13 protein-coding genes are annotated in these 14564 nt (G+C 30.9%); 6 read left to right on the top strand and 7 right to left on the bottom strand.

The features are described 5' to 3' along the window. Positions 1 to 4: 4 nt before the first annotated feature. On the bottom strand, positions 5 to 3160 hold the full coding sequence (locus Q361_RS02650) for a SusC/RagA family TonB-linked outer membrane protein (protein WP_245874597.1): 3156 nt from the start codon (positions 3158 to 3160) through the stop codon (positions 5 to 7). A gap of 174 nt (positions 3161 to 3334) precedes the next feature. Here Q361_RS02650 and Q361_RS02645 point away from each other — a divergent pair, with 174 nt between their 5' ends. Further along, positions 3335 to 4030: a ribonuclease HII gene (locus Q361_RS02645; protein ID WP_103725170.1), complete on the top strand. Its 696-nt coding sequence runs from the start codon at positions 3335 to 3337 to the stop codon at positions 4028 to 4030. Here Q361_RS02645 and lipB read toward each other — a convergent pair. Continuing rightward, on the bottom strand, positions 4027 to 4728 hold the full coding sequence (lipB, locus tag Q361_RS02640; protein ID WP_103725169.1) for a lipoyl(octanoyl) transferase LipB: 702 nt from the start codon (positions 4726 to 4728) through the stop codon (positions 4027 to 4029). The genes Q361_RS02645 and lipB overlap by 4 nt on opposite strands. 70 nt (positions 4729 to 4798) lie before the next feature. Beyond that, positions 4799 to 5542: a hypothetical protein gene (locus tag Q361_RS02635; RefSeq protein WP_103725168.1), complete on the bottom strand. Its 744-nt coding sequence runs from the start codon at positions 5540 to 5542 to the stop codon at positions 4799 to 4801. Positions 5543 to 5739: 197 nt separating this feature from the next. On the opposite strand from Q361_RS02635, the gene lysS reads away from it, so the two are divergent. The 4 genes from lysS (at position 5740) to Q361_RS02615 (ending at position 8980) form a co-directional block, all read left to right on the top strand. Beyond that, positions 5740 to 7428: a lysine--tRNA ligase gene (gene lysS, locus Q361_RS02630; RefSeq protein ID WP_103725342.1), complete on the top strand. Its 1689-nt coding sequence runs from the start codon at positions 5740 to 5742 to the stop codon at positions 7426 to 7428. 136 nt (positions 7429 to 7564) lie between these two features. Then, positions 7565 to 7915: a hypothetical protein gene (locus Q361_RS02625; protein ID WP_103725167.1), complete on the top strand. Its 351-nt coding sequence runs from the start codon at positions 7565 to 7567 to the stop codon at positions 7913 to 7915. Between the two features lie 238 nt (positions 7916 to 8153). Continuing rightward, on the top strand, positions 8154 to 8597 hold the full coding sequence (locus Q361_RS02620; RefSeq protein ID WP_169929249.1) for a DUF4890 domain-containing protein: 444 nt from the start codon (positions 8154 to 8156) through the stop codon (positions 8595 to 8597). A gap of 62 nt (positions 8598 to 8659) precedes the next feature. Continuing rightward, positions 8660 to 8980 carry a hypothetical protein gene (locus tag Q361_RS02615; protein WP_103725165.1) on the top strand — a complete coding sequence of 107 codons (321 nt, stop codon included), beginning with the start codon at positions 8660 to 8662 and terminating at the stop codon, positions 8978 to 8980. A 63-nt stretch (positions 8981 to 9043) separates the two neighbouring features. Here Q361_RS02615 and Q361_RS02610 read toward each other — a convergent pair whose 3' ends face one another. The 4 genes from Q361_RS02610 to Q361_RS02595 are packed head-to-tail and all read right to left on the bottom strand — an operon-like array spanning position 9044 to position 12673. Beyond that, positions 9044 to 10213, bottom strand: a complete 1170-nt coding sequence (locus Q361_RS02610; RefSeq protein WP_103725164.1) for an acyl-CoA dehydrogenase family protein — start codon at positions 10211 to 10213, stop codon at positions 9044 to 9046. 26 nt (positions 10214 to 10239) lie between these two features. Continuing rightward, complete coding sequence (locus tag Q361_RS02605) at positions 10240 to 11130, bottom strand: ComEA family DNA-binding protein (protein WP_103725163.1); 891 nt, start codon at positions 11128 to 11130, stop codon at positions 10240 to 10242. Between the two features lie 33 nt (positions 11131 to 11163). Next, complete coding sequence (locus tag Q361_RS13890) at positions 11164 to 11385, bottom strand: PspC family transcriptional regulator (protein WP_103725162.1); 222 nt, start codon at positions 11383 to 11385, stop codon at positions 11164 to 11166. A 13-nt stretch (positions 11386 to 11398) separates the two neighbouring features. Continuing rightward, positions 11399 to 12673 (bottom strand): DUF2851 family protein, encoded by a 1275-nt coding sequence (locus Q361_RS02595; RefSeq protein WP_103725161.1) that lies wholly within the window; start codon positions 12671 to 12673, stop codon positions 11399 to 11401. Between the two features lie 56 nt (positions 12674 to 12729). Between Q361_RS02595 and Q361_RS02590 the strand changes: the two genes are divergently transcribed. Next, positions 12730 to 14412, top strand: a complete 1683-nt coding sequence (locus Q361_RS02590; RefSeq protein WP_103725160.1) for a PNGase F N-terminal domain-containing protein — start codon at positions 12730 to 12732, stop codon at positions 14410 to 14412. Positions 14413 to 14564 lie beyond the last annotated feature (152 nt).

The following is a 14564-nucleotide window of genomic DNA, read 5'->3' as shown; positions in this document are numbered from 1 at the left end:
TGTTTTAAAATTGAACATTAACACCAAGAGAAATTGTTCTAAGCAAAGAATATTTGTTGTCAGATCCTCCTGTTAAAGATAGTCTTGGGTCGTAACCTTGTCTTTTTGACCATAAATGAACATTGTCAATTAATGCATAAAATCTTAAATTGTTTAAGCCAATTTTTTGAACATATGATTTATTAAAATTGTAACCTAAAGCAATATTTTGAATGCTTAGATAGTCTGATTTTATAAGACCTAATGTAGATGTTCCATAGTTCAATTTAGAATCTTCTACATCCATACGTGGCAATGATGCATTTGTGTTTTCAGGTGTCCATGTGTTATAAAAATCTGAGTGTATATTTTCTCCTAATCCTCCAGACATTCTATCCATGTAATTTGAATCATAGCCGTAGCCTCCAAACTGATATGCAAAATTAACTGAAATATCAAAATTTTTATAAACTGTATTTAAACCAAATCCCCCAAAGAAATCAGGAATAGATGTCTTACCAATTTTATTTAAAGTAGCTTCTGAATAATTTTCAGTAATTGTTCCATCATCTTTTAAATATTGAGATGCTCCAGAAGCAGGATTTACTCCTACAAATTCTCTCATATAAAAATCATAAACACTTCCTCCCTCTTCTAAAATCCTAATTCCGCTTACTTGAAAATTATTTGGCTTACCATTATCAATAAGTCTTGTGATTTTATTTTTATAAGTAGTAGTATTTGCAGATAAATCAATTTTCCAATCTTTGTTTTTAATAATATTTGCATCAACACTTATTTCATAACCAACATTTTGCATATCGCCAATATTTTCAGGTTTATATTGTCTCCCAGAACTAGGAGATAAAGGTCTTAAATATAAAAGATCTTTTGATTTTTGAATAAAATATTCTGCATCAATTTTAATTCTTCTTTTAAATCCTTCAAATTCAAAACCAATATTTGTATTTTTTTTCTTTTCCCAAGTTATTTCTTTATTCCCTTGAAATGGTGTAATTGTAAAAGAAAAAGGTAATGATGCATCAAACGTAGAATTTACCACATATTCATCGTCATAAGGTCTTAAAGCAGTGAAACCAAGTGCAGTATTAGCTATGTTGTCATTACCTTGTTCACCATAACTACTTTTTAATTTGAATGAGTCAATCCATTTAACGTTTGACATAAATGCTTCTTTACTTAAAACCCATGCTAAACCAACGCCATAAAAATTTCCCCATTTATTGTCAGGATGGAATCTTGATGATGCATCACGTCTGAAATTACTGTTTAGAAAATATTTACCCTTGTAATCATAATTTAGACGAGCTAAATATGCCTCAGTTTCATAAAATGTCGTGCCAGCACCATTTCCTGTAATAACAGCAGCTTGGTTTACATAAGGACTGTCAGGTAAAAGTAGTTTTGATCTGCTTGCACTCACAAAATCATTTCTTCTTTGCATATTTTCATGTCCTAATAGAATATCAAAGTTATGATTTTTATAATTCTTTCTATAACTTAATAATTGTTGTTGAGTTAATGCAAAAATTCTGGAATTACTATATGATACATCACCTCCTCTATTAACAGCATCGCCATATAAAGGAGTATCCATACTTCTATCATTAGTGTTGTATAATTCTCCAGTCACTGAATAATTAAAATCAAAGTCTTTAGAGAAATTCACTTTGAAATAACCATTTGTAAATAAGTTATCAGCTTTAAACTCTTTTATATCATATAATGCTGTAGCATAAGGGTTTTGTAGGGATGCGTATGGTCGAACATTATAATTTGGGTCTCCATTATTCCCAGTACCATCATCATATATTGGATTTCCATTACTGTCAAAAGCTTGAACTCCATTATTGTCATACAAATGTACAGGATATATTGGTGCAGTAGCTCTAGTCCAAGCAAAAGGATTACTATAGGTTGTTCCACCAGTGTAACCATCCAAATAATTTTGTACAGTATGAGAATATGAACTAGTACCTCCAATTTTAAAATAATCAGATATTTTACTATCTATGCTCATCCTTGTTGAAATTTTTTCAAACCCAGAATTTACAACATATCCTTCATTTTTTTCATAACCAACACTAAACATGTGTATGGTATTTTCATTGCCTCCACTTACACTTAAATAGCTATTTTGATAAACCCCGCTTCCAAATAGAAAATCTGCATAATCTTCATTCCATTTTAATGACGGATTTCCATTAACTTTACCAGTATTTGGATTGATTAATTGATTATTTGCTATGTTAAAAGCATTATATCCTAATGAATAAGGACTTCCTGATATAAGTGTGCTCGCAGCATTAGTAGCGGCATCTATATTACTTAATCCTCCATTAAACATTAAGTCATTCTTCATTAATTGGAAGTATGCTTCATAATAATTTTTCTCATCTGAAATTAGATTCATTTCTTTGACAGCTCTAGAAGTAAATCCTACTCTAGAATCAAAAGTAACATTTAATTTACCTTTCTTACCTTTTTTAGTTGTTACAATAACAACTCCGTTTGCCCCTCTACTTCCATATAAAGCTGCCGCTGAGGCATCTTTTAACACAGATATTGATTCAATGTCAGCGTTGTTAATAGACGCTAAATCACCGTTAAATGGCGCTCCATCAACCACATATAATGGAGATGATTGACCATTTATTGATGATATACCTCTAATTCTCAATATAGGTGCATCTCCAGGCATACCATTATTGTTGACAACTTGTACTCCAGCAATTTTACCTACAAGGCCTTGCATTGCATTAGAAGTTGTGGTTTTTGTTATTTCTGCACTTTTGACTACACCTACAGATCCAGTAATAGCTTCCTTTTTCTGTTTACCATATGCTACAACGACTACATCATCAAGAATGTTTTCTGATGAGTTCATTTTTACATTATAGTTGTTTGAAGAGCCAACTTTAACAGTTTGTTTTTCAAAACCTACAGATGTAACGGTCAATACATCGCCAACATTTGCTTTGATTGCAAATTTACCGTCTGCATCGGTTTGTACTCCACGTGAGCCATTTTTAACATTAGCTCCAGATAACGGTAATTTACCATCGGTAACCGTACCTGTAACAGTTTTCTCCTGAGCAAATGAAAACTGCATTGTAAACGCTAATAATAGCGTAAAAATCCATTTGAACTTCGATCTCATATTAAATTTATTTGAGTTAGTTATTCTGCAAACTTCTTAATAATTTCTTAATTAACCAAATATTAATATATATTATTATTTTTTTTATACGTTAAACTTTAGAAAGTTGTAATTGTCTTATATTTGTTAGATGCATTGCAAATTAAAAGGTTGCTTTCTTTTTTCAAGTAAATTATGTTAAATATCCAGTATTCAACGTTTGAAAAAGAGTGTGGTACAGACGAAGCGGGTAGGGGTTGTCTTGCAGGTCCAGTTACTGCTGCAGCTGTACTCAATCCTCTATGTTTCAAAAATGATTTGGTAGACAGCAAAATATTAGATTTATGGAATAAGCTAAATGATTCAAAACAACTTTCAGAGAAAATTAGGTTTGACTTACGCCCATATATTGAACAATTTGCACTTTCGTTTGCAGTAACACATATATATAATGACGAAATAGACGAAATAAATATTTTGAATGCCTCTATGAAAGCGATGCAAGAGTCTATTTTAAAGCTTACACATAAGCCAGATTTTATTATAGTAGATGGTAATCGGGGTATTTATTCTAAACTCGGAACGTTAAAGAATAAATCGGGTAAGATATTTACTCAAGAAGAAATAGATTATTTAAAGCCTATTCCAAATCAGTCTATTATTAAAGGTGATAGTAAATATTTAAGTATTGCTGCAGCCTCTGTTTTGGCAAAGACTTACAGAGATGAGTATATGGATATGATTCATGAAGAGTACCCTATGTATAACTGGAAAAAAAATAAAGGTTATCCTACAAAAGAGCATAGAGAAGCAATACGAAAGTATGGAGTAACAAAATACCATCGCTTATCTTTTAGGTTATTGCCAGAACAGTTAGAACTACAATTTTAAGATTGGGTTATAAACGTTGCTTCAAATAGCGATGAGAAATGTTTAGTTATTTTTTGTTTTACTTCTTCTTCATTAATTTTTTTGCCCAATTCGGCTTCCATAGAAGTTACAGCTTTACCTCTTATTCCGCAGGGTATAATATTGTCAAAGTACCCCAAATTAGCATTTACATTTAAGGCAAATCCGTGCATGGTTACCCAACGAGATGCTCTTACACCCATTGCGCATATTTTACGAGCAAATGGTGTTCCTACATCGAGCCATACACCTGTTTCGCCTTCGCTTCTTGTTCCTACAAGTCCGTATTCGGCAATGGTAAGTAGTATTGTTTCTTCTAGTAAGCGGAGATATTTGTGAATATCTGTAAAAAAATTTTCTAAATCGAGTATTGGATAACCTACTATTTGACCAGGGCCATGATAGGTAATATCGCCACCTCTATTTATTTTGTAAAATGTAGCGCCTTTTTGAGCTAATTGAATTTCGTTTAGTAATAAGTTAGAGATATCTCCGCTTTTACCTAAAGTATATACATGCGGATGTTCTACAAATAAGAAATAATTAGGCGTAGTGAGTGTAGGGAATTCTCTTTTTTGAAGTTTTATAGAAACTATTTCTTGAAATAGGTTTTCTTGATAATCCCATGTTTCTTTATAGTCTTTGTTGCCTAGATCGATAAGATTTATTTCTTTATTCATAATTTTATAAAAAGGAAATGTATTAATCACTAAGTATTAATACATTTCTTTATCATTAATAATATTGTTTTTATTTTTGAAATTCTACTTCAAAATTTAATTTTTCTGGTGTGTCTTTATATTCTGTAAAAGGATATTCTATAGTTATTGTTTTTCTATCTTCACTAAATTGGGCTTTATCGTTGGATACTTTTTTTACAGCTTTCGGAAAATGATATTTTACAACATAGGTAGACGATTCCAAAATCATTTGCATACTTTCTTCTTCGCTTGTTTTGTCTTTTGTTTCTTTGGCTTTGTTTGCTATTCCTTTACGTGTAAATTTTTTACCATCATAGGTATAATTAATTTGGTTGTCATTATTTCCTAATCCGCCCAACATAGAACCCATAGGATTGTTTGATTTATCTTTTTTAGAATCTTTTAAAGCTCCCATAGTAGAAAAAGCATCACCCAATTCAGAAACATTTTTAAAATTTGTAGACAAAGAAAACAACATTTGTTTTTGAGCAGCATTCATTTTCATGTTCATTACAAAATTTTCCATTTTTTTAAACTTTGCTTGCTCTTGGGCAGAAAGTTTAGAAATGCTATCTTGTTTTTCTTTGATAATATCTTTAAAATAGATGGTTGTATCTACCGATTTTTCGTTTTTTAAAGAATCTTCGGGTACCATAGCCAAAATAGAAGAGCCGTCCATATCTAGAGAAAACTTTCCAGTTCCATCATCATTAATATAAATGTTTTCTGTAAAAGTACAGCTGCCTAGAGATAAGGCAAAAATTAGTAAACCTAATAGGTGTAGTTTTTTCATGAGTTTAAGATGTAAATTTTATGTAACAAATATATGAAATACTTTATCAAATAAACTGCAGATGTGTTTTTGGTAAAAATTAAGTTTTTGAACATTGTTTTTTTTGTATAATGACAGAAGCAAAAGTTCTATTCGCTTTAAAAAACTTTCAAACTTTTAAACTTATAGTTATCTTTGCGCCCTTTAAAAATAGTATTATGCAACTTTCAGAACAAGAAATCATTAGAAGAGAAAAACTAAATACTTTGCGGGAATTAGGAATAAATCCGTACCCAGCCAATTTGTTTCCGGTAAATCATACCTCAAAGCAGGTAAAGGAGCATTTTGAAGAAGGTAAGAAAGTTATTGTAGCTGGTAGATTAATGAGTGTTCGCGATCAAGGAAAAGCAAGTTTTGCAGAACTGCAAGACAGTGAAGGCCGTTTACAATTGTATTTTAATAGAGATGTAATTTGCCCAAATGAAGATAAAACAATGTACAATACTGTTTTTAGAAAATTAACCGATTTGGGTGATTTTATAGGTGTTGAAGGCGAGTTGTTTACTACACAAGTAGGAGCAAAATGTGTTCGTGTAGAAAATTTTACATTTTTGAGTAAAACGCTTCGTCCGTTGCCATTGCCAAAAACCGATGCAGAAGGAAATACGTATGATGAATTTGTAGATCCAGAGTTGCGCTATAGAATGCGTTATGTAGATTTGGTTGTAAATCCTCATGTAAAAGAAGTGTTTATTAAACGCACCAAACTTTTTCATGCGATGCGTACATTTTTCAATAATGCTGGATACATGGAAGTAGAAACACCTATTTTACAATCTATTCCAGGAGGAGCATCGGCAAGACCGTTTATAACCCACCATAATAGCTTAGATATTCCATTGTATATGAGAATTGCCAACGAGCTTTATTTAAAACGATTAATTGTAGGTGGATTTGAAGGCGTTTATGAATTTTCTAAAAACTTCAGAAATGAAGGAATGGATAGAACCCATAATCCTGAATTTACAGCTATGGAAATTTATGTGGCTTACAAAGATTACAATTGGATGATGGAGTTTACAGAAAAACTATTAGAATATTGTGCGCTACAAGTAAACGGAACTACAGAAGCCGTTTTTGGGGAACACAAAGTAAATTTTAAAGCACCTTATGCTAGAGTATCAATGACCGATGCTATTAAACAATTTACAGGTTTTGATATTTCGGGTAAAACAGAAGCAGAACTTTATGAAGCTGCAAAATCTATGGGTATTGAAGTTGATGGTAGTATGGGTAAAGGGAAATTAATAGACGAAATTTTTGGAGCGAAATGTGAGGGCAATTTTATACAACCTACATTTATTACAGATTATCCAAAAGAGATGAGTCCGTTATGCAAAACACACCGAGATAATCCAGATTTAACCGAACGTTTTGAATTAATGGTTTGTGGCAAAGAAATAGCCAATGCGTATTCAGAACTAAATGATCCAATAGATCAAAGAGAACGATTTGAAGCACAGTTAGCCTTATCTGAACGTGGCGATGATGAAGCGATGTTTATCGATCAAGATTTCTTGAGAGCTCTAGAATATGGTATGCCACCTACATCTGGATTAGGAATAGGTATGGATAGACTTATTATGTTTTTAACCAACAATCCTTCTATTCAAGAAGTGCTATTCTTTCCGCAAATGAAACCCGAAGCGAAACCATTGGCTATAAGCGAAGAAGCAAAAGCAATTGTGGCTATGTTAAAAACAGAAAACAATCAAGCATTAGCCACATTAAAAGAAAAATCGGGCTTAAGTGGTAAAAAATGGGATGCTTCTATGAAAGAGCTTTCCAAACATGCACTTATTAAAGTGATGGTAGAAGGAGATAACAAAACTGTAGTGTTAAATTAATAAATATTTTAACGTAAATATATATTGTAATTAAAAATTTTATATATTCGCCACTATATTATAATTAAAATAATAATAATATCAAATAGCATAAAGCTAAGCGATTTTATAAACATTAAAAAATAAATAGTTACATATGAAAAAAATAGTACTTATTGCGGCATTCATTCTAGGATTTAATTTTGTTTCTGTGGCTCAAGAATCAAAAAAGCAAAATGTATCGATAGAACAAGCTAAAGAAGATATTTTAAAAAACGTTACAGAGTTACAACGTATTACAGGTGTTAATGCGCAACTTAAAGACGATTTAATAAACTTATTGTTAAATAGAGAAATTGCTTTGCAATCTGCTAATCAAGAAGATAGAAAAGCAATTTTTATGAAATATGGCAATAAATTAAAAGGTGCATTTACGCCAGAGCAATTGGAAGCTATTAGTGTAAAAAATCCTAAAGTTCTTGCAGATTTGACAGAATATAAGGAATAAGTTTATTTCTAATTTATAATAAAAACACCTCGTTTGAATTTTTCAATCGAGGTATTTTTTTATGAATTAATGGTTTACAATTACCCACAGTTTTCTCTGAAATTTATCCTACAAAAGATTTGTTATTAAATAAAACGGTATTGTTTATTTTTCATGATGTATTAAAATTATGTTAAGTATTAAACCTTTTACAAACAGCATAGTCTTATCTGTATATCAACAAATAAAATTCAATATTATGAAAAAAGTAGTTTTAGCATTATTGCTTATGGTAGGTGCAGTAACCTTTGCACAACAAGGAGAAAGAAAACCAAAATTATCTCCAGAGGAAATGGCAGACAAGAGAGTAGAAAAACTTAAATCGGAATTACAGCTTAATGAAAATCAAGTAGCTCAACTAAGAGATTTAACCAAAAAACAAATGGAAACCAGAAAGGTATTTCAAGAAGAAAGAAAAGCCAAAAAAGAAGCTGCTCAACGCGATAGAAAAGAATTAATGCAACAAGCAAAACAACGTATGGATGAAGAGCGTAAAGCTAACGATGAAGCCATGAAAAAAATACTTACAGAAGAACAATATAAAAAATGGGTTTCTATTCGTGAAGAAAAAATGGAGCAAGCAAAAGAGCGTAAACAAGAAAGAAAAGCAGAAAATAGAAAACCTAAAATGAAAAAAGAATAATAAAATTTTGGGTTAAGAATTATTTCTTTATATTTGGTGTGTTAATATTAATTGTACTCATAATGAAAAGATTGCTTTATATTTTTGCTTTAATTTTTACAGTATCATTTGCTTCTGCTCAAGACAAAAAAATTGATGCACCTGCACAAGCAAAACAAGACGCTAAAGAGCTTCAAAAATATCTGGATTTATCAGATGCTCAAACAGAAGATTTGTACTATGTTTTTGAAATGAAATATTCCAACTTAAATGTAGGTTTATCAGAAGAAAGAAAAACAATTTTGTTTAGCGCTGTAGATGAAAAAATAAAAGCGTCTTTAAAACCAGAACAATACAGTAAACTTTTAGAAAATAAAGAATTATATACCAAATTGACACGTTAATATCAGATATAATTTATACTTAAAAAGGCTCAAGATTTTTTCTTGAGCCTTTTTTGTATCTGTTTATTTTACAGCAGGTTGATAATCTTTATTGTCAATAATCATTTTTGACAAAATTTCTCTTAAAATTTCTGAAGTTCCTCCTCCTATTGGCCCTAAACGGCTATCTCTAAATAAACGAGCCAATGGATAGTCTTCCATATAGCCATAACCTCCTAGCATTTGCAAGCAACTATAAATAGTGTCATCGGCTACTTTTGTAGACTTCAATTTTGCCATAGTAGCTTCTTTTACCACATATTCTCCTTTAATTAAACGAGAAACCGCAGCATAATTAAATATTTTACAATGTTCTACGTCTGTAGCATGGTTTACTAGCGTGTGTCTTAATGCTTGAAATTTATCAATTGTTTTGCCAAAAGCCTCTCGTTTTGACATATAATCTATAGTGTATTCTAAGGCATATTCAGCTCTAGCATGAGCATTTACAGCCATAATAAGGCGTTCTAGAGCAAAGTGTTGCATAATATAAGGAAAACCTTTTCCTTCTTCTCCCATTAGATTTTCCAAGGGTATTTCTACATTATCAAAAGCAATTTCTGCGGTATCTGAAGCTCTCCAACCTAATTTGTCCAATTTTGTAGCAGAGATTCCTGCGCATTTGGTGTCTACCAAAAATATACTAATGCCTTTGTTGCCAAGTTCAACATTTGTTTTGGCAGCAACTACATAATAATCGGCATAAACACCGTTGGTAATAAAAGTTTTTGAACCATTAATAATATAGCTATTGCCTTTTTTTATGGCAGTTGTTTTCATGCCTGCTACATCGCTACCTCCAAAAGGCTCGGTAATGCACAATGCGCCTATTTTATCACCCAAAATACTTGGTGCTAAATAATCTCTTTTTATTTGTTCGCTACCTTCAGCATTTAAGTGTGTCATTGCTAAATAGGTATGTGCCCACATAGCTGCTGCAAAACCAGATGAATGTATTTTTTGTAGTTCTTCCAAAAATACAACGGTATAAAATAAATCTAAATTTAATCCTCCGTAGGTTTCAGGATATGTAAGTCCTAAAAACCCCATATCTCCAAATTTTTTCCAAATAAAACGTTCTATTGTGCCTGTTTTTTCCCATTTGTCTATATGCGGTACAACTTCTTTTTGTAAAAAATCTTTAAAGCTGGCTCTAAATAGTTCGTGTTCTTCCGAAAAATATGCTGAATTCATAAATTGAGACTTTTAGTTTTGTTTTTTTAGAATTCCAAATATAAGGCAATAATTTTTATCTTTTCAATAGGAAATTGGCGAACATTTGTTAAATCTTCAATATTTTTAAAATCTCCATTCATGCTTCGATAACTTACAATGTTTCTGGCAACTCCATTTTTAAAGTATGGAAATTGGCTTAACTCTTTTATAGAAGCTTGATTTACATTGACTTTTTTAACAATACGAACGTCAGATATGTAAAAACATTCGTTTAATTTAGCAATAACTTCGGGCGATAAACCCCAAATTTCTTCCATTTGTTGCATAGAAACAAAGCTTCCTAGAGTTTCTTTGTAGCTTAGTATTCTTTGCGATATGCTTTCGCCAATCCCGTAAATTTTCATTAAATCTTCGGCTGTGGCTTTGTTGATGTCTATTCTTATGAGTTTTTTTGTTTCAAATTTTGTGTAGTTGTTTTCAGGGTAATCTTTATATGAATTGGCTTTGTTTTTTACCCAATCGGGAAATTTAAAATAGGGTGCTATTGTTTTTAATAGAGAGTCTGAAATATGAGTAACTTTTTGAAAATCGGAAGCCGAATTGACAAATTTATTTTGTTTTCTAAAATTTAGAAGTCGATCAATTTCTTCTTTTTTCATACCCAATTTATATCCTTTATATTCGGTAATAAAATTGGGATTAAAAGGATATATGGTGTACGTATAAGCAGGTGTTTGCTTAATTTGGTTGTTGAGTTCTACTTGGTGTGATAACCAAAGTTTTTCATCACTACTTATGCTTTTAGAAATATTTGTGTCTAAAAAATAATAGATAATTTGTGCAATAAAAATAAGGATGAAAAGAATAATAATTCCTTTTTGATTTTGTTTTGTAGTTTTAAAATAATCTTTAATTTGAGAGGGTAGTATAGGCATATAAAAAGTATAAATTATGGCAAATAAGTGAGTTTATAAGTCGAATACAGAAGATCGTTTACTCCGTATTAAATCTTTTAGTTTGATCCAAAATGCTAAGGTTAAATAAAACCCAAAGCCAAGACCTACCGTTACAAACGAAATATATATAAAAAACAAGCGTACACTAGTTGCGCGCATACCAAGTTTGTCTGCCAAACGTGATGATACGTGAAAGCCATGTTTTTCAAAAAATAAGCGGATGTGGGTTATCATTTTTTTATCAAAGTTATATTATTTTTTTGAGTACTTGCAAGCCAATGGTGCATTGTAAACATTTTTTTAAATCACAGTAGTTCTTTTTTAAATGCAATAAACTTTGGGTGTCTTTGGCTGTTTTTATATCTAGATTTAACGCTTTAAATTTATCTAAAATTGAATTTTTTTCGGCTGGAATTGTTGAAATTAAACTAAAAATTTCGGTTTCAATGTCTTGTTTTTGCACAGTAGCAAAGGCAAATTTTAAGGGAATAATAGTATTTATAATGAGTAAATCGATAAACGAAGCACTTAGTTTTTTGGCTTTTTTAAGGCTTTGTTTATCAAATGTATAATGGGTATCCCAATAGGTAGATGCTTGAATGCTTAATACTTGTTTTATTTCTTGTATAGATTTACTTTCTATGAGCTTCGAAAAAACGTTACGTTCTTTATAGTAAAGCATAGCCAATTGAGCCAGTCGTATAGTAGGAAAATTATCAGGGCGATGTTTATAATAGCTAACAGGCGGTAAAATAGGCTTATCTATTTTGTATTTTAAAACTAAATATTCATACCACGATTGTAGTTCTTTTGTGTATAAATCGTGAGGCGTTTGGGGTAGCATTTGTGCCTGACCAAAAAGTAAGGCTTCCAAATAGCCAATGTCTACTGCTTCTTTTTGTAGTATTAAAAAAGGAATTGATAACGCAGTTTTGTAAAAAATAGTTCCATTGGTATTCAGTCCGAAATTTTTGGCTAATAAACAAAATAGTGTTGCTTCCCAATCGTTATTGTTTTGATTTAATAATTCAAAAATAGGTTCGCACTTTTGCTGTAAACGCTCTATAAACAAACGTTCTTTGTACGATTCTAATATAAAAGTATCTACATGAGCTATGTCTTTTTCGCAATAAATAAATGGTTTTGCAACGATTAAATTTTCATAATTCTTCAATACCATGTCGTCTACATAGTTTTTGAGTTCCAATACAGGTATTTCGGTATTATCTTTTCTAAACACAGCTACATCATGCTCCCAAACTACATGCAAGATTACATTGTCGTAGTTTTCGTTTTGTTCGTGTTTATGGATATACCAATCAGACGATTTAACATGAATTTCTATGTTTCCTGCCCAAATTTGATTGTTCAATTCAATTTTAGCATTAAAAATATCTGGACCAGATTGTTGTAAGTATTGTCCAAACGAAAGTATACGAAGCGTATCGTTTTGGGCAGTAATAAGGTTTTCGGCTTGTATTTTCTTAGCATTCCAAATGTAATGCAAAAAGTCTTCTCTCATAAAAAATCTTGATTATCAAATGTATGTATTTGTATTATCTTTATCAAAAAAATAAGATGAAAAAATATGTTACGCTCTTTATTGTTCATTTACTATTGATAAATGTTTTATATGCTCAAAATAAAATTACACATTATACAATAGCATATAGTAAATACAATAATGGTCAAAAAATTGAAAATCAAGATAAAATTATTGTAGATGCGCATAGTTTTTTTTCTGAAATAAGCACAGAGTCAATAAAAAAGCATGATGCTAATTATCCTTATGAAACTACTTATGTAAATATAAATACTAACAAAATAGAATATAGTGCTTATTTGGATGTTTACAAAACAATTTATACCCAAGACAGTACGAGTTTAAAGAGTCAAAAATTTGAATTGTTGCCCGAAACCAAAATTATATTAGGATATACTTGTAAAAAAGCACGTACAAGTATTAACTCCAACACAATCGATTTATGGTATACTAATGAATTAGGTGTTATTGGTGCCCCGAATACATTGGGACAAAAACTAGGATTGGTATTAGAATACAACAGAAATAATACGTTTTCTATAATTGCTGATAAAATTGTAAAAAATAAGCCAATGTTTATCAAGCCAGTAGTGTCTAAATCTGATGAGTATGTAGATTTAGTAACTTACAAAGATTTAATTTGGAAGAGTAGATTTAAAACTATTGAGATTTTCAAAGATGAAATAGTAAATTTTTCTAACGAAAGTAAATCAAACGATTCGATATTGCGTTTTGCAAATGGCACGATACTATTGAAAAAAATAAGCTTTCCGTTTATTAAAAAAGGTTCTTCAGTTTTTGCAGAAGTAAAAGAACAATCAAATGGAGATGCTTATGATAGAACGGGTTCTTTTTTTATTATTCCTCAAGAAAAGCAACAATCTTTTTTTGATGGGTTACAAAAAGGTGTACAAGAATTACCTATTTATACAAACAATAATGGTAAAAATTATCAAGGAATAGTCGCTACAAATAAATATGAACCGATTATAGAACTTATTCGGTTTTTTACCCCTTTTGGTATCCAACATTTTAACCATTTAGAATTGAAAGATAAAAAATGGTTTGATATAGTGTCTTATAAGCAAGATATTTCTGAACTTAAAAGTAACCTAAGTAATAAAGATATTTGGGTGGGTATATTTATTGGTAACTATGATAAAGGAGGACATAAAGTCTCGGCTACGATTACCATTCACAACGAAGAAAATAACAATGATACCAATTTGCAAGCGATACCTTTGTTTTGTACCACAAATATAATGGAGATGGCAGGGCAGGAGTATGGTACCTTATTTTCTTCAGAAAAAGGATTGCAAATGACATTTAAATTAGAAAGAGAACTAAAAAATTGCCGTTTACGATATATTGCCACAGGTCATGGAGGATGGGAACAAGGAGATGAGTTTGTGCCAAAAGTAAATACTATTTTGTTAGATGATAAGGTAATTGCAAAATATACTCCATGGAGACAAGATTGTGGTTCTTATCGTTTGTACAATCCAGCTTCTGGGAATTTTCCAAATGGTTTATCTTCTTCAGATTATAGTCGAGCCAATTGGTGCCCGGGTACGGCAACGTATCCTGTATATTTTGAATTAGGTAATTTAAGTGCAGGCAATCATACTATCCAAATAACTATTCCACAAGGAAGACCAGAAGGTAGTAGTTTTAGTAGTTGGAATATTTCTGGAGTATTGCTTGGAGAACAAGAATAAAACAAAATAAATAACCCCGAAAGATAAGAAGTCTTTCGGGGTTTTGCTATTATAAATATATTCTTTTAATACACAATTTTAACTACAACATTTTTATTGTTTTGTAGTGTAATATTGAGTAAGAGTACAGTATTGTTTTTTGGAACATCAGT

The organism is Flavobacterium croceum DSM 17960 (genome assembly GCF_002917885.1).
GTDB lineage: Bacteria > Bacteroidota > Bacteroidia > Flavobacteriales > Flavobacteriaceae > Flavobacterium > Flavobacterium croceum.
Note: the sequence above shows the minus strand (reverse complement) of the source record. Positions and strands in the feature narration are given on the sequence as shown.